Consider the following 21,844-nt stretch of genomic DNA (forward strand, 5'->3'; position numbering starts at 1 on the left):
GTAGCGGCAGGGCCGATCGAGTCCCACTCGGTCACGTAGGCGGTTTTGGTTTTTTTGCGGTAGAGGCACAACTCGGTGCCTTGTTCCGGGAAGCCAGGACAAGAGTATGCCCGAGGTTGTCGGACGCTGATCGCTCCCGCGCTGGAACGCAGAAGCGAGCAACCGATATGACTCAGTGACCTTGCTCGGCAACGGCCTTGGCCGCCGTGATCAGGCACTTGGTCAGTTCCGGTGAGGAAAACTTGGTGAGCACGCCGTTGGCGCCGGCCAGCCGGGCTTTTTCACTGTTCATGGCACTGTCCAGCGAGGTGTGCAGCAACACGTAGAGGTGGGCGAAGTCCGGTGTTTCGCGCAGGGTCCGGGTGAGGGCGTAGCCGTCCATCTCCGACATCTCGATGTCCGAGACGATCAGGTTGATCTGTTCGGCCGTGCCTTGCAGGTCCAACAGGCATTCGATGGCTTCCTTGGCGCTGCGGGCGGTGTGGCATTGCAGGCCCAGGTTGCGCAGGGTGTGCACCGATTGCTGCAGCGCGACCTGGCTGTCATCGACCACCAGGATCCGTGCGTTGCCCAGCACCTCGGCGTCTTCCATGCTCAGTTCGGTCGGCGCGGTTTCGATCTGTGCCGGTGCGATGCCGTGGATGACCTTTTCGATGTCCAGCACCTGCACCAGCGTGCCGTCCACCGAGGTCACGCCGGTGATGTACGAGCGCACACCGCCGGAGCCGTAGGGCGGCGGTTTGATGTCTGTGGTCAGGCAATGCACGATCTTGCTCACCGCTTGCACATGCAGGCCCTGTTTGGAGCGGCTGACGTCAGTGACGATCAGGCAGCCGCCATCCGGGTCTTCCAGCGGTCGTTCGCCAATGGCGCGGCTCAGGTCGATCACCGACAACGATGTCCCGCGCAGGGTGGCGATGCCTTTGACGTGCGGATGCGACTCCGGCAGCTTGGTCAAGGGTGGGCAGGGAATGATTTCGCTGACCTTGAGCAGGTTGATTGCCATCAGCTTGCCGCTGCGCAAAGTAAACAGCAGAAGCGAAAGTGAATCTGCGCGGGCTTTGTTGGAAGACATAAAAACCTTCTGTGGAAAAAGGTGGGGCGAGCATAGCGATCGCCAGAACAGCTTGTGATATTGGGTTATCGACTTGTCGGGGACAGGCTTTAGGACGAAAGCTTGTCGATAGCATGGATCGTTGTAACAAGATCCTTGTGCGGGATAGCTTTTGTGGCGAGGGAGCTTGCTCTCTCGCCACAAAAGCACCCCCAGCCACTATTTCAGGCCAAGCCGTTTTGCCATCCGTCCCAGGTTCGCCCGGTCCAGCCCCAGCTCCCGGGCGGCGCTGGCCCAGTTGTGTTGGTGACGCTCCAGGCTGGCAGCGATCAGCGTGCGCTGGAACGCGTCCACCGCTTCGCGCAAGTCCCCCGTTACGCCCTGCGCGGTCGGCACCGGGAGGATGGACGAAGGTGTGGGGTTGTCCACAGGTGCCTGGGGCAAATCCAGGTCCTGGGCGCTGAGGCTGAGGATTTTCGGGCGCGTCGCGCACCGGCCCAAGGCCTTCAAGGCGCTGCGGCCAATCAGGTGTTCCAGTTCGCGCACATTGCCCGGCCAGTCGTACGCCAGCAGTGCGGCCTGGGCGTCGCTGGTCAGGCGCAGGCTGCCCAGGCCCATGCGCGAGCGATTGTGTTCCAGGAAAAAACCGCTGAGCAGCAGCACGTCCCGTCCGCGATCGCGCAGCGCCGGCACCTGCAGCGGATACACACTCAAGCGATGGTAGAAGTCGGCCCGATAACGACCGTTGCGCACTTCTTCGGCCAGGTCGCGATTGGTGGCCGCGATCAGGCGCACATCGACCCGGTGTTCCTTGTCCGAGCCCAGGCGTTGCAGTTGGCCGCTTTGCAGTACCCGCAACAACTTGGCCTGGACGGTCAGGGACAACTCGCCCACTTCGTCGAGGAACAAGGTGCCGCCGTCGGCCAGTTCGAACTTGCCGCGCCGGTCGTTCGTGGCCCCGGTGAAGGCACCTCGTACATGGCCGAAGAGTTCACTTTCCACCAGGGTATCGGGCAGGGCGGCGCAATTGAGACTGATGAGTGGCTGCTCGGCACGTTTCGACGCGGCATGGATGGCCTGGGCGACCAGTTCCTTGCCCACGCCGGTTTCGCCGGTGATCAATACCGTCAGGTCGCTGCTGCCCACCAGCGCGATCTCTTCCACCAGGCGTTTGTGGGCCTTGCTCTGGCCGACCATGTCGCGAGGTTGTTGGCCGCTGGCCTGGCGATAGACCTCGGCGCGACGGTGCTCGTCCTCGGCCTTCAGGGCCAGGCGCTCGATGCGCTCGGCGGCGCTGACCGTGGCGGCGGCGAGACTGGCGAAGGCTTGCAGGGCACTCAGGTCGATGGGCTCGAAGCGCTCCGGATCCAGCGAATCCAGGGTCAGCAGGCCCCAGGGCCGCTCGTCGACGAACAGCGGGCAACCCATGCAGTCATGAACTTCCAGATGCTCGGCGAGCCCCTCGACCAGTCCGTCGTACGGATCGGGCAGGCCGCTGTCGGCGGCGAAGCGGGTGGGCTGCGGGTTGGCCAGCAGCGCTTCGAAGCGCGGGTGTTCGCTGACCCGGAATCGCCGGCCCAGCGTATCGGTGCTCAGGCCATCCACGGCGAGCGGCACCAGGCAGTCGCCGTCCAGGCGCAACAACGCCGCCGCATCGCAAGGCAGCAGGGTTCGCAAGGTGCCGAGCAGGCGCCGATAACGTTCGCCTTCAGGCAGTTCGCGGGACAGATCGGCCACCAGTGGCAGCAGGGAGGTCAGCAGGGCGGTTGCGGTCATAATGACTCCATGTAGTCGTAACGACTATAAGACTGGCCGTGTCGATATGACTACGTTGTTTTTAACTTACTGATCTTCAAGGAAAAAACTTATGGCATGAAAACTGATAAGGCGTATCTAACTGTTATCGGTCATACGCCAGGAGTCACCTTATGCTCAGTCGAGAAGAACGCGCCATCATTCGCTCCACCGTTCCGTTGCTTGAAAGTGGTGGTGAGGCGCTGATCACTCACTTCTATCGCATGATGCTGTCCGAATACCCGCAGGTGCGCCCGTTGTTCAACCAGGCTCACCAGGCCAGTGGCGATCAACCGCGGGCCCTGGCCAACGGTGTGTTGATGTATGCGCGGCACATTGACCAACTCGATGAATTGGGCGACCTGGTGGCGAAGATCGTCAACAAGCACGTTGCCCTGCAGATCCTGCCGGAACATTACCCGATTGTCGGTTCGTGCCTGCTGCGAGCAATCGCCGAAGTGCTGGGCGCGGAGATCGCCACACCCGAAGTGATTGCGGCGTGGGGCGCGGCCTACAACCAGTTGGCCGATATCTTGATCGGCGCCGAAGCTGGCATGTACGACAAGAAGGCCGAGGCGCCGGGCGGCTGGCGTGGCGAGCGCGAATTCATCCTGACGGCCAAGGTGCAGGAAAGCTCGGAGATCACTTCGTTTTACTTTGAACCGGCGGACAAGGGCCCGATCCTGTTGGCCGAGCCGGGCCAGTACATCGGCATGAAGCTCATGCTTGATGGCGAGGAAGTGCGCCGCAACTATTCACTGTCAGCCCTGGCGGACAATGGTCAATACCGTATCAGCGTCAAGCGCGAGCCGGGCGGACGGGTGTCCAATCACCTGCATCATCATTTCGACGTCGGCAGCCGCATCCAGTTGTTCCCGCCGTCCGGGGATTTCTACCTGACTGCCAGCGATAAACCGCTGGTGCTGATCAGTGGCGGCGTTGGCATCACCCCGACCCTGGCCATGTTGCAGGCGGCGCTGCAAACCGAGCGGCCGGTGCATTTCATTCATTGCGCGCGCAACGGCCGTGCCCATGCCTTCCGCGACTGGATCGACGACCTGGCCAAGCGGCATCCGCAGCTCAAGCGCTTCTACTGCTACGACGAAGACGACGGCTTGAGCCCGGCCGCCGACAAGGTGGGGTTGTTGAGCCAGGAGCAACTGGCGCAATGGCTGCCGCAACAGCGTGACCTGGATGCCTATTTCCTCGGGCCGAAGGGCTTCATGGGCGCCGTCAAACGCCACCTCAAGGCCTTGGGCGTGCCGGACCAGCAGAGCCGTTACGAATTCTTCGGCCCGGCGGCGGCGCTGGAATAAGGTCGCGCTAACCGGGAGACCGGGTTGCCTTCATCGCGAGCAAGCTCGCTCCCACCCTGGATCTGCGCGGGTGACAAAATCTGCATCCGCCACAGATCCCTTGTGGGAGCGAGCTTGCTCGCGATGGCGGCGGCAAGTCCATCCTTGTCCAACTGCCAGAATTAATCCGCACTTAACCTTCTTGCGGTCTATTCCCCTTCAATGTCGACGCCCGCTGCTCGTTCACTGTCATGGTCTGCGTGTAGACTTCGGGCATCCGACCGCGCGCCCGAGTGTTGCCGTGCCGCGCGTCGATCCATGCAGACAAAGGGAAACGCAATGAGTGAGGAAATGATGCGCTTAGGCCGTGAGCGGCGCTATCTGGTGCTGCTGGGGCTGATCTGCCTGGCGCTGATCGGCGGCGCGCTGTATATGCAGGTGGCCCTCGGTGAGGCGCCGTGCCCGCTGTGTATCTTGCAACGCTATGCGCTGTTGCTGATCGCGATCTTCGCCTTCATCGGTGCCGCCATGCGCACCCGCCGCAGCCTGACGATCTTCGAAGGCCTGGTGGTGCTCAGCGCCCTGGCCGGTGCCGGTGTGGCAGGGCATCACGTGTACACCCAGTTCTTCCCGGCGGTCAGTTGTGGCATCGACGTGTTGCAACCGATTGTCGATGACCTGCCGCTGGCGAAGATCTTTCCGCTGGGGTTCCAGGTCGATGGTTTTTGCTCCACCCCCTACCCACCGATCCTGGGGCTGTCCCTGGCGCAGTGGGCACTGGTGGCCTTCGTGTTGACGGTGGTGCTGGTGCCGTTGCTGGTGTCACGTAACCGCAAACAGATTCGCTGAAGCGCCTTGATGAAACGCCCCGGTTTCTCTCCTGGAGAACCGGGGCGTTTTGCGTTTCACTCTTGAGCCGGACCGTCCTTGATCCGAGGCAAGAATAGCCTGCGACAATGTGCGACATGTTGTCACATATCTTGAGGCGCTCAGCCTTTTCAGGGGCGATTAGACGCTCCTTCCTGTAATAAAAAACCGTCTGGTTTCGCAACCTGCCTATTACCTGCAGCAGGCATTTCTAACAGCGAAGCGTCAGGTGCCAGAGCCCCCGAAAACTGGGCGCTTGCCGGGTAAATAACCTCCTCGCGATCCTCCCGAACTGTCTAAATCGGGCATAGTAGCCCTACGTTTTTTGGGGTTCTTGTTGAGAATTAATTTCGATAACATGCTGGCTTGTTGCAATATCTGCGAAAGATTGTTGCCGGATCGGATAAAAATTATTTCGAGATGAGACATGGTCTACAGCGCCTCAGCTCACTACAATCGCCCGCACCGATTTTCCGACCCGGCTCAAGCTTGAGCACGAGAGTGGTCGAAGGGCGCCAGCGCCCCATGCGACCCCAGGTGTCGGTGCCTCCAACTACCCGCACCAAATGGAATTGGGCTTGAACTAGGCCTTTGACCAACGAATAAGAACTCACTGCTGGCCCAGGATGTGTCGAACAGCCGCTGACGTTCGACGGGCAGCCCTTATTCAATCCAAGAAAATGCCAACCCTTGGCAGGGTGAAGTGTTGGCGATCAAAACCCAACTGCATTGCGCAAGCTGCTTTAGAGGTCGTGAGATGAGTAAAAACAGGTACCCCCGATTACTAGGCTTGTTGCCGCTGCTCGGCACGTTGCTGCTGGGAGGCTGCAACATGACCTTGCTCGATCCCAAGGGCCAGGTCGGCCTGGATGAACGAAACCTGATCATCACCGCTACGCTGCTGATGTTGCTGGTCGTTGTGCCGGTCATCGTCATGACCTTCCTGTTCGCCTGGAAGTACCGCGCAACCAATACCAACGCCACCTACACGCCGAAGTGGTCGCATTCGACCAAGATCGAAGTCGCGGTGTGGACCATTCCGGTGCTGATCATCATTGCCCTGGGTTACGTCACCTACAAGTCGACCCACGCCCTGGACCCGTATCGTCCGCTGGATTCCGACGTCAAGCCGATCACCATTGAAGTGGTCTCCATGGACTGGAAGTGGCTGTTCATCTATCCGGAACAAGGCATTGCCACGGTCAACAAGATCGTGTTCCCGGCCCACACGCCGATCAATTTCAAGGTCACTTCCGACACCGTGATGAACTCGTTCTTCATCCCGGGCCTGGGCGGCCAGATCTACGCGATGGCGGGCATGCAGACCAAGCTGCACCTGATCGCCAACCAGAACGCCGAACTCGACGGTATCTCCGCCAACTACAGTGGCGCGGGTTTTACCGGCATGAAGTTCAAAGCAATCGCCACGACCCAGGAAGATTTCGACGCCTGGGTCAACGATGTGAAGAAGGCACCTAAACAGCTTGAAAAAGCTGAATACGAAGCCCTTTCCAAACCGAGCCAGAACAACCCAGTCGAACTCTACTCGTCGGTTACGCCGAACCTGTTCCAGACCATCATCGACAAGTATGAAGGGATGAATCCGGGCAAGCCGATGCACCACGAGAAGAACGAGAAGGAAGTGGCCGACAACATGGAAGGGATGGACATGAGTTCGCATTCAGCTGCCGGGGCAGAGGAGTAAACGATGTTTGGTAAATTAAGTTGGGAAGCGATCCCGTTCCACGAGCCGATTGTCATGGTGACCCTCGCCATCATCGCACTCGGCGGTCTGGCGCTGTTCGCGGGGATCACTTACTTCAAGAAGTGGACCTACCTGTGGACCGAGTGGCTGACGTCGGTCGACCACAAGAAAATCGGCGTGATGTACATCGTCGTCGCCATGGTCATGCTGCTGCGTGGTTTTGCCGACGCCATCATGATGCGTACCCAGCTGGCCATGGCCACCGAGGGTTCGCCTGGCTACCTGCCGCCTGAACACTATGACCAGATCTTCACCGCCCACGGTGTGATCATGATCATCTTCATGGCGATGCCATTCTTCACCGGCCTGATGAACCTTGCAGTACCACTGCAGATCGGTGCTCGTGACGTTGCCTTCCCGTTCCTGAACTCCCTGAGCTTCTGGCTGCTGGTATCCGGCGTGGTGTTGATCAACCTGTCCCTGGGCGTTGGCGAATTCGCCAAGACCGGTTGGGTTGCCTATCCGCCGCTGTCGGGCCTGCAATACAGCCCGGGCGTGGGGATGGATTACTACATCTGGGCGCTACAGCTATCCGGGTTGGGTACGACGCTGACGGGGGTCAACTTCCTGGCCACCGTGGTCAAGATGCGTACCCCGGGCATGAAGCTGATGGACATGCCGATCTTCACCTGGACCTGCACCTGGGCCAACGTCCTGATCGTCGCTTCCTTCCCGATCCTGACCGCTACCCTGGCCCTGCTGACGCTTGACCGCTACATGGATTTCCACATTTTCACCAATGAACTTGGTGGCAATCCGATGATGTACGTGAACCTGTTCTGGGCTTGGGGTCACCCTGAGGTGTACATCCTGATCCTGCCGGCATTCGGGATTTTCTCCGAAGTCATCTCGACCTTCTCCGGCAAGAAACTGTTCGGCCACCACTCGATGATCTACGCCAGCGGCGCGATCTCGGTACTGGGCTTCATGGTCTGGCTGCACCACTTCTTCACCATGGGCTCGGGTGCCAGCGTCAACGCCTTCTTCGGCCTGGCGACGATGCTGATTTCGATCCCGACGGGGGTGAAGCTGTTCAACTGGCTGTTCACCATCTATCAGGGCCGTCTGCGTTTCACCAGCCACGTGATGTGGACCCTGGGCTTCATGGTGACCTTCGCCATCGGCGGCATGACCGGCGTATTGCTGGCCATCCCGGGTGCTGACTTCGTGCTGCACAACAGCCTGTTCGTGATTGCGCACTTCCACAACGTGATCATCGGTGGCGCCGTGTTTGGCTACATCGCCGGTTTCGCCTTCTACTTCCCGAAAGCGTTCGGCTTCAAGCTGCACGAAGGCTGGGGCAAGGCAGCGTTCTGGTTCTGGATCACCGGCTTCTTCGTCGCGTTCATGCCGCTCTATGTACTGGGCTTCATGGGCATGACCCGTCGCCTGAACACCACCACCAACCCTGAGTGGGTGCCGTACCTGTACGTCGCCATGTTCGGTGCGGTGATGATCGCTGTTGGTATCGCCTGCCAGCTGATCCAGTTGTATGTCAGCGTGCGCGATCGCAACAAGCCAGAGAACATGTGCGACCACGGTGACCCGTGGAATGCCCATACCCTGGAGTGGTCGACCTCTTCGCCACCGCCGTTCTACAACTTCGCCGTGCTGCCAAAAGCAGACGTCATCGACCCGTTCACCGAAGCCAAGGAAAACGGCACCGCGTACCCGGTCCCGGCCAAGTACGAGCCGATCCACATGCCCAACAACACTGCTACCGGTGTGGTCATGGGCGCGCTGCTGACCGTGTTCGGTTTCGCGATGATCTGGCACATCTGGTGGCTGGCCATCGCCAGCCTGGTCGGCACCGTGGTGTATTTCGCTATCCATGCTGCCCGTGACGATCAGGGCTACATGGTGCCGGTGGATGTCATCGAGCGCATCGAAGCCGAGCAGCACAAACGTCTGGTAGCGGCCGGGAAAGTCCCTGCCACCGCCACCCGTGTTGAAACCTCGTTGGAACAGGCTTAAACCATGTCGAACTTAGTGACCACTGTTGGACACGCCCATGGTCATGACCATGGGCACGATGACCATCACCACGACTCGGGCGAGATGACCGTATTCGGTTTCTGGCTCTACCTGATGACCGACTGCATTCTGTTTGCGTCGATCTTCGCAGCGTACGCGGTGCTGGTTAACAACGTCGCCGGTGGCCCATCGGGCCACGACATCTTCGAACTGCCGTACGTACTGGGCGAAACCGCGCTGCTGCTGTTCAGCTCGATCACCTACGGCTTCGCCATGCTGGCGTTGTTCAAGGGCAAGAAAACCCAGGTACTGGGCTGGCTGGCCATGACCTTCCTGTTCGGTGCCGGCTTCATCGGCATGGAGATCAACGAGTTCCACATGTTGATCTCCGAGGGCTACGGCCCTAACCGCAGCGGTTTCCTGTCCGGGTTCTTCACCCTGGTCGGCACCCACGGCCTGCACGTGACCAGCGGCCTGATCTGGATGGCGATCATGATGTACCAGGTCCAGAAAAACGGCCTGACCGCCACCAACAAGACGCGCCTGAGCTGCCTGAGTCTGTTCTGGCACTTCCTGGACGTGGTGTGGATCTGCGTATTCACCGTTGTTTATCTGATGGGGACCCTGTAAATGGCTAACGCACATTCCCATGATGGCCACGACGCCGGCCACGGCAGCGTCAAGTCCTACGCCATCGGTTTCATTCTGTCGGTGATCCTGACCGTCATTCCGTTCGGCCTGGTGATGTACCCATCGCTGCCCAAGAGCCTGACCCTGTGGATCGTACTGATCTTCGCCGTGGTCCAGGTACTGGTGCACTTGGTGTACTTCCTGCACCTGGACCGCTCCGCCGCCCAACGTAACAACGTGGTCGCGTTTGTCTTTGCCGCGATCGTGATTGTCCTGCTGGTTGGCCTGTCGTTGTGGATCATGTTCAGCATCCACACCAACATGATGGCGCACTGAGGAAAGTCCGGATGTCCCTGAAGCACTTTATCCAAATCACCAAGCCGGGGATCATTTTCGGTAACGTGCTTTCTGTGGCAGGCGGGTTTTTCCTGGCCTCGAAAGGGCATGTCGATCTGGCCATCTTCCTGGCGGCGATGATCGGCACTTCCCTGGTGGTGGCGTCCGGTTGTGTGTTCAACAATTGCATCGACCGTGACATCGATATCAAGATGGAACGCACCAAGAATCGGGCGCTGGTCCAGGGCCTGATTCCGGTGCAACTGGCCCTGGCGTTCGCCACGGTGCTGGGCGTGGCCGGCGTGGCGCTGTTGTACTGGGTGGCCAATCCGCTGGCGGCGTTGTTCGCGGTGATCGGTTTTGTCATCTACGTCGGCCTCTACAGCCTGTACCTCAAGCGCAAGTCGGTCCACGGCACGCTGGTGGGTAGCCTGTCGGGGGCGATGCCGCCGGTGATCGGCTATGTGGCGGTCAGCAACAGCTTCGACATGGCTGCGCTGACGCTGCTGGTGATGTTCAGCCTGTGGCAGATGCCGCATTCCTACGCCATCGCGATCTTCCGCTTCAACGACTACCTGGCGGCCTCGATTCCGGTGTTGCCGGTCAAGCGCGGTATCCGGGTGGCCAAGAAGCACATCCTGCTCTACATCCTGGCCTTCCTCGTGGCGACGTTGATGCTGACGTTCAGCGGCTACGCCGGCATGAGCTACCTCGCCGTCGCCGCCGCCATGGGCATGTACTGGCTGTACATGGCCTGGACCGGCTACAAGGCGGTGGATGACACGGTCTGGGCACGCAAGCTGTTCGTGTTCTCGATCTTCACCATCACCGCCCTGAGCGTCATGATGTCCCTGGACTTCAAGGTGCCAAGTGAGCTGCTGCTGACCTACGCGCCTTAAGCTTCAGGCGCCACAAGAAAAGCCCCGCCTTCGAGAGAAGTGCGGGGCTTTTTGTTGAGGTGAGGTGTGGATTGGCTGTCATTCGTCGCAATAGATTATGGTTTGTTGAACTATACGCAATTTGCCTATAGTTTCCGTCATGCGTACCCTATTTTTTGAAACGACTACATTCACCGCCACGGTTGGCCATTACCTGACTGATGATGAGTATCGCCTGCTTCAGTCCTATATGCTGCAGCATCCAGAGGTTGGTGACGTCATGTCACGTACCGGCGGCTTTCGTAAGCTGCGCTGGTTCGATGAACGTCGTGGCAAAGGGAAGCGAGGTGGGTTACGTGTCATTTACTATTGGCTCATGAACGATCGTCAGTTCTGGATGTTCGCGATTTACGACGAGGACGAGTTGGAAAACCTGACCTCCGAGCAAGAGAAGACGCTCAAGCGCGCCATAGAAGCTGAGTTGAAAGTACGAGGTACCTTATGAAAAAGCGCGATCTGTTTGCCGAGATGATGCAAGGCGTCGAAGAGATGACCGCTCATCGGGAGGACAAGATTACCCTTCGCCAGATATCGATCGAAGACAAACCGGTTCCCCAGGTGTCGGCCCAGGAAATCGTGGCGTTGCGCGACAAGCTCCACATGTCTCAAGCCGTTTTCGCCAAGAGCATCAGGACCAGTCCAGGTACGCTCAGGAACTGGGAGCAGGAGAAGTCCAAGCCTAACGCCCAGGCGGCTTTGTTGATCAGACTGGTCGAGAAGTTTCCAGATATGGTCGAACGGCTTGGCGCTGTTTGATCAGCTCATATACATGAAAACAGCCCCGCCTTCGAGAGAAGCGCGGGGCTTTTTCTTGGGTGTTACTTCGGATTTCTGTGGGAGCGAGCTTGCTCCGGGCGGCGATCCGACGATAGCGGTGGGTCAGCTTGCCTGGATGCTGGATGTGCCGGCGTTATCGCGAGCAAGCTCGCTCCCACAGGGGAAACTCAACCTGGGCTTATTGCTGGGCGATGCTGTAGCCGTCGAATGCCTTTTGCTGTTGCAGGGCGGTGACGATGCTTTTGCGGGTGGCCTGTTGTTCGGTGCCGTCATTGTCCAGGAAGGTTTCGCTTTCCAGCTCGGCTTCGTCGCCTTCGCCTACGAAATTGAAGCCCAGGAACTCGAAGGCCTCGCGGTCGACGTTCGGCTTGGAGCGTGGCGTGCGCAGGGGCAGGGTGACGCTGATGCCGTCCTTACTGATGACAAACACTTCGGCTTCCTTCTTGGCCCGCGAGGTCTTGCCCTTGCTGCCGCTTGGGTTGCTGATGGCCTGGTGGGTCTGGTTCAGTACTTTCAGGGCCAGGCCGTAGACCAGTTCCTGGAACGACGGATCGTCCTTGTAGCTGGAGAGGATGCGGCTGATCGGGAAGCGGCTGCTCAGGTCTTCCAGGGCCGCGAAATCGGCGGTTTCGGCGTCCTTGAGTTGTTTGAGCTGGCCCATCAGTTCGTAGGCCTTGTCGTCGTCGAACGCATCGTGAGCCTGACGGATGGCGTTGCGCAGTTCGCGGATCTGGTCGCTTTCGCGATTCGACTGGAACGCATCGAGGACCATTTCGCTGATGGTTTTGGCCTGGGGCAGATGCTGTGAAAGATTGATGGAGTTTTCGTATTCCGCTTTGGACGACAGGGTGACTACGGATTCAGCGGTGTTGGAATCGGACATTGAAATTTCACTACTTCTGTTAGCGGGATGAGGCGAGAAAGGCATTGAGCTTTTTTCCGGTCGCCTAATCTATTGGACGCGGGCGGTGTTGTCACGGTCGGAGCTCATTCACAAATCACATTCTTGCCCGACATCTTGGAGCGATACAGCGCCTGGTCCGCCCGGTGCAGCAACACCGCGTGCTGTTCGTCCTCGAGTCGCTGCACCACGCCAAAACTCATGGTGATCTGGAAGTCGCCCACCGGCAGCAGGTCGGACAGGCCCCGGCGAATGCTCTCAGCCAGCAGGCGGGCGTCGGCCAGGCTGGTGTTGGGCAAGATCATGATGAATTCGTCACCGCCCCAGCGCACCAGCAAGTCGCCGCCGCGCTCGCAGCGCTTGACGCTCTGCACCACTTGTATCAACGCTGCGTCGCCAAAGGCGTGGCCGTAGCGATCGTTGATGTCCTTGAAATCATCCACGTCCATGGCGATCAGCGACAACGGTTCGCGAAAACGCTGCGCGCGCTCACAGGCCAGCGGCAGCGCCTGGTCCAGGCGATAACGGTTGGCGACCCGGGTCAGGGCGTCGGTTTCAGCAAGCTTGCGGTTTTCGTCGAGCTGGATCTGTAACTGATGGTTGACCCGGGACAGTTCGCGGGTGCGTTCTTCAATCACGGCTTCCAGGGATTTGTTGCGCCGTTCCAGCTGTTCGAACAGGCGTTTCTTGTCATCGATACTGCGATGGGCGCCGATCATGCGCGCCACCGTGCCGTCCGGGTTACGGGCGATTACATAGCCGCGATCCTCGATCCAGATGTAGGCCCCATCGCGCGTGCGGCAGCGGTATTCGGCCTGGTAGACGTGGGATCGGTGTTCCAGGTAGTCGTCGAACAACGCCATGACCCGTGGATAGTCATCCGGGTGGATCACGCTCTCCCAGGTCAGCACGGTGTTGTCCAGAGAATGAGGCAGGTAGCCAAGCATCGTGTACCAGCCGGGGTTGCGGTAGACGAAGCCGGTGTTGGCATTCCAGTCCCAGATGCCATCGCTGACCAGTTCCAGGATTGTGTGCAGTACGCCTTCGTCCAGATCGGACAGGTCGAACCGCAGCATATCGATGTTCGAGGCATCTCCCATCGTCGTTCCCTCAATCAGCCTTGATATCAAAATGCGCGTCCAAGGAGGAAGAGTAGTTGATGGGGGGCGGGGTCACTAGCGGGGAGGCGCTTCGGGTGAACACCTGAACTGTGGCGAGGGAGCTTGCTCCCGCTGGCTGCGTAGCAGCCCCAAAGCGGGGCCGCTTCGCGCCCCAGCGGGAGCAAGCTCCCTCGCCACGGGATTTGTCTTCATCCAACGCTCATCGAGCCCACCCTCAGGCTTTGCCCCATTTCTCCAGGGCGAACTCGACAAAACTGCGCAGTTTCGGCAAACGGTAGCGATCCTGCGCGTACATCAGGCTCATTGGACGATGTGGCAACTGGTAGTCCTGCAACAACGCCATCAGGTGTCCATCCTTCAGGTCCTGGGCCACCAGCGCATCGGGCAGCATGACCACGCCCATCCCGGCCAGGGCGGCGCGATGCAGGCCCGAGGAGCTGTTGATCAGCATCGGGCCGTTTACCGGGACCTTGATCTCGCCTTCCGGGCCGTTGATCGGCCAGTGATCCTGGGCGAAGCGCCATTCGTCTGCTGCCGAATAGGCGAATGACAGGCAGTCGTGCTGCTGCAGGTCCGCAGGTTTTTCCGGTGTGCCGCGCCGAGCCAGGTAGGCAGGGGAGGCGCAGATGGTCAGGGTGTAGTCCATCAACGGACGGGCAATCAGTTTCGGGTCTGGATGGCCGAGGCGGATGGCGACATCGAATCCATGTTCGAGCAGGTCCAACCGCTGGTTGGTCAGCACCACGTCGAGCTTGACCTGGGCGAAGCGCTGGCTGAATTCGGCCAGTGCCGGCGCCAGGCGCTCGGTGCCGAAGGTCAGGGGCGCGGTGATGCGCAGGGTGCCGTTGGGCTCGCCTTGGGTCTGTTCGGCCAGGCGCTCGGAATCGGCCACCAGCCCCAGCACTTCCAGGCAGCGTTGGTAGTAGGTCGAGCCGAACTCGGTCAGGCGCTGGCGCCGCGTCGTACGGTTGATCAGGCGCACGCCGAGACGTTGCTCCAGTGCACGAAGATGATTGCCCACCATGGTGGTGGACATTTCGCACGCCTGGGCCGCCGCCGTCAGGCTTCCGGTTTCTACCACCTTCACGTACACGGTCATCGCCTGGAACACGTCCATTATCAAGCTCAGCTTTTAAATGATTGAAGTAAAGCAGCGTTTATCCAGCCTTGGTGGCTAACCATACTGGAAAAAACCAACCCAATGGAGCTTGATGCCATGACCGCTGCCTGCCTGATGACCACTTACCAACCCCTGGCGCTGAGTTTCACCCACGGCTTGGGGACGCGCCTGTGGGACCAGGACGGTCGCGAATACCTCGATGCGGTGGCGGGCGTGGCGGTGACCAATGTCGGCCACTCCCACCCGCGGCTGGTGGCCGCCATCAGCGAGCAGGCCGGCCTGCTGTTGCACACGTCGAACCTGTACAGCATCGATTGGCAACAACGCCTGGCGCAAAAGCTCACTCAGTTGTCGGGGCTGGAGCGGGCGTTTTTCAGCAACTCAGGCGCCGAGGCCAACGAAACCGCGCTGAAACTGGCGCGCCTCTATGGTTGGCAAAAGGGCATTGAGCAGCCGTTGGTGGTGGTCATGGACAATGCGTTCCACGGGCGCACATTGGGCACGATGTCCGCCAGTGACGGCCCGTCCGTGCGGCTGGGCTACAACCGCTTGCCGGGGGATTTCATCAAGGTGCCGTTCGGTGATCTGGCGGCGTTGGAAGCGATCCAGCAGGCTCATGCCGAGCGCATCGTCGCAGTACTGGTGGAACCGATCCAGGGCGAAAGCGGTGTGCAACTCGCACCGCCGGGCTATCTCAAGGCCCTGCGCGAACTGTGCAGCCGGCGCGCCTGGTTGTTGATGCTCGACGAGATCCAGACCGGCATCGGTCGCACTGGCCAATGGTTCGCGTTCCAGCACGAGGGCATCGTGCCGGACGTCATGACCCTCGCCAAGGGCCTGGGCAACGGCGTACCCATTGGTGCCTGCCTGGCGCGGGGCAAGGCTGCCGAGCTGTTTACCCCTGGCAGCCATGGCAGCACCTTTGGCGGTAATCCACTGGCCTGTCGGGTCGGCTGCACGGTGCTGGAGATCATTGAGCAACAAGCGCTGGTGGACAACGCCAGGCATCAGGGCGAACAGTTGCTGAGCCGGCTGCGCACCGAGTTGGCGGACAACCCGAATGTCTTGGCTATTCGCGGCCAGGGGTTGATGATCGGCATCGAACTCAAGCAACCGGTTCGCGACCTGGCCCTTCGCGCCGCCCGAGACCACGGCCTGCTGATCAATATCACTCGGGGCCAGACCATCCGCCTGCTGCCGCCGTTGACGATCGATGGGCGGGAAGTGGAGATGATTGTCCGGGGCGTGAGCCGCTGTCTGGCGCAGGGGTGAGGGGCGTTCGCCCGGAGGCCGGTTTTTTATCGGTCAGCCGGGCGAAGCGCAACGCAGCGCGACGGAATTTTTAACGATTGCCGCGTTCCAACGCCTGCCAGAGTCGATTGCCTACACTTTGGCATTCAGACTGAAAACCCAGGAGCATCTTCATGTTCACCTCGCGTCGCTTGATCGTTGTCGCAACTGCTGTGGCCCTGTTGTCCGGCTGTGCGTCGCCTAACCCCTATGACAACCAGGGCCAGGCCTCTACCGAATCTTCGGGCATGAGCAAAACCGCCAAGTATGGTGGCCTCGGTGCACTGGCGGGGGCGTTGGCCGGTGCGGCCATCGGTCACGATAACCGCGGCAAGGGTGCGTTGATTGGTGCAGCGGTGGTGGGGGCTTCCGCGGCCGGTTACGGCTACTACGCCGACCAGCAGGAAAAGAAGCTGCGCGCCAGCATGGCCAATACCGGCGTTGAAGTGCAGCGCCAGGGCGACCAGATCAAGCTGATCATGCCGGGCAACATCACCTTCGCCACCGACTCGGCGAACATCGCCTCCAGTTTCTACCAGCCGCTGAACAACCTGGCCAACTCCCTCAAGGAGTTCAACCAGAACCAGATCGAAATCGTCGGCTACACCGACAGCACCGGCAGCCGCCAGCACAACATGGACCTGTCCCAGCGTCGTGCGCAGAGCGTGGCGACTTACCTGACGTCCCAGGGCGTGAGCGGTGCCAACCTGTCGGCCCGCGGCGCCGGCCCGGACAACCCGGTGGCCAGCAACGGCGACGTCAATGGTCGTGCGCAAAACCGTCGTGTCGAGGTCAACCTCAAGGCCATTCCTGGCCAGCAGTACCAGGCACCGGCGCAGCAGGGCCAGACTTACCAGCAGTACCCATAACGGCTGGGCGGCAAATGAAACGGGGGCTCTGGCAACAGGGCCCCCGTTTTTTTATGGTTGTCAGTTTCTATCCGCCTGATGCCGCCACTTGTGGCGAGGGGATTTGTGGGAGCAAAGCTTGCTCGCGAAACAGGCGCCTCGATCTTTTGAAAGACCGCATCGCTTTCATCGCGGGCAAGCCTTGCTCCCACAAGTCTCCTCGCCCAAAGGTGTTCACAAGGGGATCAATTCGCCTCTTTTACCGCACTCAAGAACGCACACGTACGTTCCTGCTGCGGGTTTTCGAAGATCTGCGCCGGGGTGCCCTGTTCGTGGATCTGCCCTTTGTAGAAGAAACACACCCGGTCGGCGAACTCCCGGGCGAAGCCCATCTGGTGGGTCACCATCAGCATCGTCAGGTTATGTTCGGCCCCCAGTTTGCGGATCACATTCAGCACCTCGCCGCACAGCTCCGGGTCGAGCGCCGAGGTCACTTCGTCAAACAGCATCACCTTGGGTCGCATCGCCAGCGCCCGGGCAATCGCCACCCGTTGTTGCTGGCCGCCGGACAACTGCGACGGGTAATGGTCGAGCTTGTTGCCCAGCCCCACCAGCTCCAACAGGTCGGCGGCGCGCTCCCGGGCTTCTTTCGGGTTCATGCCCAGCACCTGCACCGGCGCCTCGATCACGTTCTGCAGCGCGGTCATGTGGGGGAACAGGTTGAAACTCTGGAACACCATGCCGATCTTGCCGCGCACCCGGCGGATGTGTCGGTCGTTGGCCGGCACCAGCACGCCGTTGCGGTTGGGCATGTGGGTCAGGGAGTCATCCTCGACGCGGATCTGGCCCTGGTCGATGCCTTCCAGGGTCATCAACACCCGCAGCAGCGTGGACTTGCCCGAGCCGCTGGGGCCGATGATCGCGACCTTTTCACCGGGAACGACATCCAGGTTCAGATGATCGAGCACCGTGAAGCTGCCATAGCTTTTGGTCACGTCCTGGAAACTCACGATCGGCCGGGACGTTGTTGGATCTTGCATGGCCGGGGCCTCCTGCTGCGACGCCAGCGTGCTGCGCCGGGACAAATCGGTGGGCGTGGACAGAGGTAAAGTCATTAGCGTAGCTCCATGCGCGTTTCAAGGCGCCGTACCAGATAAGCCAGGGCAAGGCTCAGGGCGAGGAAGAACAGGCCGACCATGGTGATCGGTTCCAGGTAGCGGAAATTCTCGGAACCGATGTTCTTGGCCTGCTGCATGATTTCCACCACGGTGATCGCCGACAGCACCGGCGTGTCCTTGAGCATCGCCACCAGGTAGTTGCCCAGTGGCGGCACGATCGGTCGCAGCGCCTGGGGCAGGATGATGTTGCGATAGGCGTCGTACGGCGCGATGTTCAACGCCGTCACCGCTTCCCACTGCGCCCGTGGCACCGCGTCGAGACCACTGCGATAGACCTCGGCGATGTAGCAGGCGTAGTGCAGGCCGATGCCGAGGATGCCAACCTGCATGGCCGTCAGGCTCAAGCCATAGTTGGGCAGTACGTAGTAGAGGAAATACACCTGGATCAGCAGCGGTGTGCTGCGGATGAACTCGATCACCGCGGTGGCCGGCCACGACAGCCAGAATTTGCGACTGCGCCGGCCAATCGCCAGGAACAGCCCCAGGACAATCGCGATCAGGAAGCCGATCAGGGTAATGCCCACGGTGTTGAGGGAGGCGCGCAGCAGGTCCGGCAGGATTTGTGTGGCGTAGGACCAATCGAACAGCGTCATGACAGACCTCCACGCATCCGGCCCCGGCTCAGTCGTCGTTCGACGTGGCGCATGCCGAAGTTGATGGCCTGGGCGAGGATGAAATACATCACCAGGGCCAGGCTGAAGATCTCCAGGGTCTGGAAGGTCGCCTGATCCAACTGCCGTGCGCGGAAACTCAGGTCCGACAAAGTGATCAGCGACACCAGCGAGGTGTTCTTCAGCAGCTCGATCAACAGGTTGGTGCCCGGTGGAATCGCCGCCAGCAACGCCTGCGGCAGGATGATCCGCTTGAAGCGCGTGAAGCCGCTGAAATTCAGCGCCGTGCAGGCTTCGTATTGGCCCTTGGCGACCGAACTGATGGCGCCGCGCATCACCTCGGCCCCGTAAGCGCCGATGTGCAGGCCCAGGCCGACAATCGCCACGGCGTAAGGGCTCAGCTCAACGTTGAAGGGTGGCAGCGGCAGCACAAAGAACAGCCAGAACAATTGCACCAGCAGCGAGGTGCCACGGAACACTTCGATGTAGGTGATGGAAAACCAGCGCAACGCTCGCCACGGCGAGAGTCGCCCGAGAGCTGCCAGCACCGCCGCGACGATGGCCAGCAGCGAGCCGAAGAAGGTCACCTGGAGCGTGACCCAGGCCCCCTGTATCAATAACGGAAGTAATTCGCCCATGGTTCAACCCAATGTCCGGTGAAGCAGGGAACAGGCATCACGCACCGCGCGTCATGCCCGTTTCGGCACGCCAGTCTTGACGACTACTGAGCGCAGAGCTCGGCCGCGGTCTTGCTGGTCACGTTGGATTTGTCGAACCCGAATGGCGCAACCGTCTTGAGATGCTCTTCGGAGCCCAGCCACTTTTTCAGCTCGGCATTGACCGCATCGCGCAAGTCTTTGTCTTCGGGGCGGAAGGCCAGGGCGCCGTAGCCGATGTGGGATGGGTCGTCCTTGAATTCGGTCATCGCCTCCACCTTGTCGCCACCCTTGCTGGCCAGGCCTTTCATGGTCAGTTGGGTGCCGACGGCAGCGTCCGCGCGTCCGGCACGTACGGCTTGCAGTTGTGCGGTGGTGTCGGGGACCTGGAGGATCTGGTCGTCCTTGACCCCGGAGTCGCGGGCATAAGCCAGGTTCACCGTGCCGGCCATGATTGCCAGTTTCACATCCGGTTGCTTGGCGATGTCTTCATAGCTGTGGAGTTTTTTCGGGTTGCCCTTGGCCACGAGCAAGGCATCGGGCAACTGGTACTGCGGATCGGTGAACAACACTTGCTTGCAGCGCGCCGGGGTGATGTACATGCCGGCGGCGATGACATCGAAACGACCTGCGCGCAGGCCTGGGATCAACGAGCCCCATTCGGTGAGCACGCCATTGACCTGCTTGATGCCCATTTTGGCGAAGATGATCTTGGCGATTTCCGGTGACTCACCGGTAACGGTGCCGTCGGTTTCGGTGAAGGCAAACGGGGTTTCGTTGGCGTAGCCGATCCGGATGCTACTGGTGCTTTTGACGGTATCCAGGGTGGCCGCTTGAACGCTGCCGGCCAGGCCCAGTACGGCACAGGTCAGCAAGAGCCGACGTAGGGGCGCACCGGTGCTGGGAAGAAAATTGCTCATCGATAAAATCTCCTGTTTCTTGTGGATCCGTCGTTTGACGGCTCTGTGGTAGGAGGCAGTGTTACAAGAGCAAAGCGTACAGCGGCGGATCCGGGCGTGGCCTGGAATCGGGAACGGCGCCGGTACAGGTCGATCCGGCTTTTTGTCAGGGCGATGAGCCCGCCTGGGTGACGACCTTGGACCGAGCATACAAAAGCCCCGGCATCGATTGTATTGCACTAGGACAATTGCTTTGCCGCGATGGCCGCGCAATGCTGTGCGCACCCCTACACACGCCGGTTGCAGCTGTTATGGATAAGTGGAAGTCAGCCTTGGACCTCGCCCGCAGCGGTGAATCCAAATACAAGATTCTGGTGCAGGCCATTGCCGACGATATCGAACAGGGCACCCTGGCCAATGACCAGCGCCTGCCGCCGCAACGGCAGGTGGCCGACGCCATGGGGATCAGCGTGCAGACCGTCACCAACGCCTATAAGGAGTTGGAGCGCCAGGGACTGGTGCGCTGTGAGGTCGGGCGTGGCAGCTTCGTCTCGCGGCGCATGAGCGACCGGGTGGCGACGTACATTCTCGACAGTCCCGAGCGGGCGCTGGTGGACTTTTCCATCACCCGCATCCTGCACACCCGCGAGCATGACCAGGCCTGGCGTGATACCTGCGCGGCGCTGAGCACTGAAGAAGACCAGCCGTGGATTCATGCGTTTCGCCCCATCGCCGGTTTCGAATCCCATCGCGAAGCGGCGGCGCAGTGGATCGGTCGGCAAGGGCTGAAAGTCGACCGTAACGATGTGCTGATCACCAACGGCGCGGCCCACGGGATTTTCCTGGCTCTCGCTTCGCTGGCGGGCCCCGATGATGTGGTGCTCTGCGAAGGCTTGACCGACCACGGCGTGATCGGCAACTCCCAGGTGCTGGGCTTCACCCTCAAGGGCCTGGAGATGGACCGCTATGGCATCGACCCCGAACATTTCGAAGACATGTGCAGCAACGAGCGCATCACTGCGCTGGTGTGCACGCCAAACCTGAACAACCCCACCACCAGCCTGATGCCCGACGCCCGCCGCCGGGAAATCGCCGAGATTGCCCGGCGCTTCGGTGTGCACATCATCGAAGACGATGTGTACGGCCCGCTGCTGGACGAACGCCGGGCGCCGCCCATCAGCCACTACCTGCCGGAGCTGTCGTTCTACTGCACGAGCATGACCAAGTCGGTGCTCACGGGGCTGCGCACCGGTTATCTGGTGGTGCCCAAGCGCCTGGCCCTGCGCACCGAGAGCATCCTGCGTGTCAACAGTTGGATGGCCACACCCATGGTCTCGGAGATCGCCACCCGCTGGATTCGCGATGGCCGCGCCGAGTCGCTGGTGCAATTGCAACGTCAACTGCTGGCCGGGCGCCAGGCGATGGTCACCGAGTACATGGGCGAACATCTGCTGGGCCAGCACCCGCATGCCTTGAATGCGTGGGTTGGCATCCCGTCCCATTGGGAAGTGGACAGCCTGGTGCGGGCGCTGCGGCACAAGCACATCGCCGTGACATCCCCCGATCCGTTCACCGTCCGCGGCACCCCCAGGCCCCGCGCGGTGCGGGTCTGCGTCGGCGCTGAATGCAGTGACGAAGAAATGCGCCATGCGCTGATCGGCATGCGGCAGATCTTCAACCAGTACCCGCAGATTCATGATTTCTGAGAGCTTGCTCCCGCTGGGACTCTGTAGGAGCTGCCGAAGGCTGCGATCTTTTGATCTTGATCTTGCGCTCTCGATTCAATTGCC

21 protein-coding genes are annotated in these 21,844 nt (G+C 60.5%); 12 read left to right on the plus strand and 9 right to left on the minus strand.

Annotated elements, in window-relative coordinates; all coding sequences use genetic code 11:
* Positions 1-172 precede the first annotated feature (172 nt).
* Complete coding sequence (locus tag AB4Z20_RS10835) at positions 173-1,075, minus strand: chemotaxis protein CheV (RefSeq protein WP_014340109.1); 903 nt, start codon at positions 1,073-1,075, stop codon at positions 173-175.
* Positions 1,076-1,273: 198 nt separating this feature from the next.
* A complete protein-coding gene (gene norR / locus AB4Z20_RS10840; protein WP_442089867.1) occupies positions 1,274-2,830 on the minus strand; it encodes a nitric oxide reductase transcriptional regulator NorR in 1,557 nt (518 codons plus the stop codon).
* 152 nt (positions 2,831-2,982) lie between these two features.
* On the opposite strand from norR, the gene hmpA reads away from it, so the two are divergent.
* The 9 genes from hmpA to AB4Z20_RS10885 all read left to right on the plus strand — a co-directional run bounded on the left by hmpA (position 2,983) and on the right by AB4Z20_RS10885 (position 11,409).
* On the plus strand, positions 2,983-4,164 hold the full coding sequence (gene hmpA, locus AB4Z20_RS10845) for an NO-inducible flavohemoprotein (RefSeq protein ID WP_214512513.1): 1,182 nt from the start codon (positions 2,983-2,985) through the stop codon (positions 4,162-4,164).
* Positions 4,165-4,482: 318 nt separating this feature from the next.
* Positions 4,483-4,992: a disulfide bond formation protein B gene (locus AB4Z20_RS10850; RefSeq protein WP_003205398.1), complete on the plus strand. Its 510-nt coding sequence runs from the start codon at positions 4,483-4,485 to the stop codon at positions 4,990-4,992.
* Positions 4,993-5,767: 775 nt separating this feature from the next.
* Positions 5,768-6,715: a ubiquinol oxidase subunit II gene (gene cyoA / locus AB4Z20_RS10855; protein ID WP_253477985.1), complete on the plus strand. Its 948-nt coding sequence runs from the start codon at positions 5,768-5,770 to the stop codon at positions 6,713-6,715.
* A 3-nt stretch (positions 6,716-6,718) separates the two neighbouring features.
* Positions 6,719-8,749 (plus strand): cytochrome o ubiquinol oxidase subunit I, encoded by a 2,031-nt coding sequence (gene cyoB / locus AB4Z20_RS10860; protein WP_003205396.1) that lies wholly within the window; start codon positions 6,719-6,721, stop codon positions 8,747-8,749.
* Positions 8,750-8,752: 3 nt separating this feature from the next.
* Positions 8,753-9,379, plus strand: a complete 627-nt coding sequence (locus tag AB4Z20_RS10865) for a cytochrome o ubiquinol oxidase subunit III (protein ID WP_003205395.1) — start codon at positions 8,753-8,755, stop codon at positions 9,377-9,379.
* Complete coding sequence (gene cyoD / locus AB4Z20_RS10870; RefSeq protein WP_003205394.1) at positions 9,380-9,715, plus strand: cytochrome o ubiquinol oxidase subunit IV; 336 nt, start codon at positions 9,380-9,382, stop codon at positions 9,713-9,715.
* An 11-nt stretch (positions 9,716-9,726) separates the two neighbouring features.
* Positions 9,727-10,614 carry a heme o synthase gene (cyoE, locus tag AB4Z20_RS10875; RefSeq protein WP_003178131.1) on the plus strand — a complete coding sequence of 296 codons (888 nt, stop codon included), beginning with the start codon at positions 9,727-9,729 and terminating at the stop codon, positions 10,612-10,614.
* 139 nt (positions 10,615-10,753) lie between these two features.
* On the plus strand, positions 10,754-11,098 hold the full coding sequence (locus tag AB4Z20_RS10880; RefSeq protein ID WP_442089868.1) for a toxin: 345 nt from the start codon (positions 10,754-10,756) through the stop codon (positions 11,096-11,098).
* Positions 11,095-11,409: a helix-turn-helix domain-containing protein gene (locus AB4Z20_RS10885; protein ID WP_442089869.1), complete on the plus strand. Its 315-nt coding sequence runs from the start codon at positions 11,095-11,097 to the stop codon at positions 11,407-11,409. Before AB4Z20_RS10880 ends, AB4Z20_RS10885 begins: the two co-directional genes overlap by 4 nt.
* A 199-nt stretch (positions 11,410-11,608) precedes the next feature.
* On the opposite strand, the gene AB4Z20_RS10890 is transcribed toward AB4Z20_RS10885, so the two are convergent.
* The 3 genes from AB4Z20_RS10890 to AB4Z20_RS10900 all read right to left on the minus strand — a co-directional run bounded on the left by AB4Z20_RS10890 (position 11,609) and on the right by AB4Z20_RS10900 (position 14,569).
* A complete protein-coding gene (locus AB4Z20_RS10890) occupies positions 11,609-12,313 on the minus strand; it encodes a hypothetical protein (protein ID WP_442089870.1) in 705 nt (234 codons plus the stop codon).
* Positions 12,314-12,417: 104 nt separating this feature from the next.
* Positions 12,418-13,431 carry a GGDEF domain-containing protein gene (locus AB4Z20_RS10895; protein ID WP_258689317.1) on the minus strand — a complete coding sequence of 338 codons (1,014 nt, stop codon included), beginning with the start codon at positions 13,429-13,431 and terminating at the stop codon, positions 12,418-12,420.
* A gap of 235 nt (positions 13,432-13,666) precedes the next feature.
* Entirely contained in the window at positions 13,667-14,569 is a 903-nt protein-coding gene (locus AB4Z20_RS10900; RefSeq protein ID WP_442089871.1) for a LysR family transcriptional regulator, read from the minus strand.
* A gap of 99 nt (positions 14,570-14,668) precedes the next feature.
* On the opposite strand from AB4Z20_RS10900, the gene AB4Z20_RS10905 reads away from it, so the two are divergent.
* Positions 14,669-15,844: an aspartate aminotransferase family protein gene (locus tag AB4Z20_RS10905; RefSeq protein ID WP_442089872.1), complete on the plus strand. Its 1,176-nt coding sequence runs from the start codon at positions 14,669-14,671 to the stop codon at positions 15,842-15,844.
* Between the two features lie 152 nt (positions 15,845-15,996).
* Positions 15,997-16,731: an OmpA family protein gene (locus AB4Z20_RS10910; RefSeq protein ID WP_253477953.1), complete on the plus strand. Its 735-nt coding sequence runs from the start codon at positions 15,997-15,999 to the stop codon at positions 16,729-16,731.
* A gap of 224 nt (positions 16,732-16,955) precedes the next feature.
* Here AB4Z20_RS10910 and ehuA read toward each other — a convergent pair whose 3' ends face one another.
* The 4 genes from ehuA to ehuB form a co-directional block, all read right to left on the minus strand.
* On the minus strand, positions 16,956-17,750 hold the full coding sequence (ehuA, locus tag AB4Z20_RS10915; RefSeq protein ID WP_024616393.1) for an ectoine/hydroxyectoine ABC transporter ATP-binding protein EhuA: 795 nt from the start codon (positions 17,748-17,750) through the stop codon (positions 16,956-16,958).
* A gap of 74 nt (positions 17,751-17,824) precedes the next feature.
* Positions 17,825-18,481, minus strand: a complete 657-nt coding sequence (gene ehuD / locus AB4Z20_RS10920; RefSeq protein WP_253477950.1) for an ectoine/hydroxyectoine ABC transporter permease subunit EhuD — start codon at positions 18,479-18,481, stop codon at positions 17,825-17,827.
* Positions 18,478-19,137, minus strand: a complete 660-nt coding sequence (ehuC, locus tag AB4Z20_RS10925) for an ectoine/hydroxyectoine ABC transporter permease subunit EhuC (RefSeq protein ID WP_204127525.1) — start codon at positions 19,135-19,137, stop codon at positions 18,478-18,480. The genes ehuD and ehuC overlap by 4 nt, the downstream gene beginning before the upstream one ends.
* 83 nt (positions 19,138-19,220) lie before the next feature.
* Positions 19,221-20,075 (minus strand): ectoine/hydroxyectoine ABC transporter substrate-binding protein EhuB, encoded by an 855-nt coding sequence (ehuB, locus tag AB4Z20_RS10930; protein WP_253477946.1) that lies wholly within the window; start codon positions 20,073-20,075, stop codon positions 19,221-19,223.
* A 290-nt stretch (positions 20,076-20,365) separates the two neighbouring features.
* Between ehuB and ehuR the strand changes: the two genes are divergently transcribed.
* Positions 20,366-21,760, plus strand: a complete 1,395-nt coding sequence (gene ehuR / locus AB4Z20_RS10935; RefSeq protein ID WP_258689312.1) for a MocR-like ectoine utilization transcription factor EhuR — start codon at positions 20,366-20,368, stop codon at positions 21,758-21,760.
* The last annotated feature ends 84 nt before the right edge of the window (positions 21,761-21,844 follow it).

Source organism: Pseudomonas sp. KB_12, from assembly GCF_052114545.1.
In the GTDB taxonomy this organism is placed as follows: Bacteria; Pseudomonadota; Gammaproteobacteria; order Pseudomonadales; family Pseudomonadaceae; genus Aquipseudomonas; species Aquipseudomonas brassicacearum.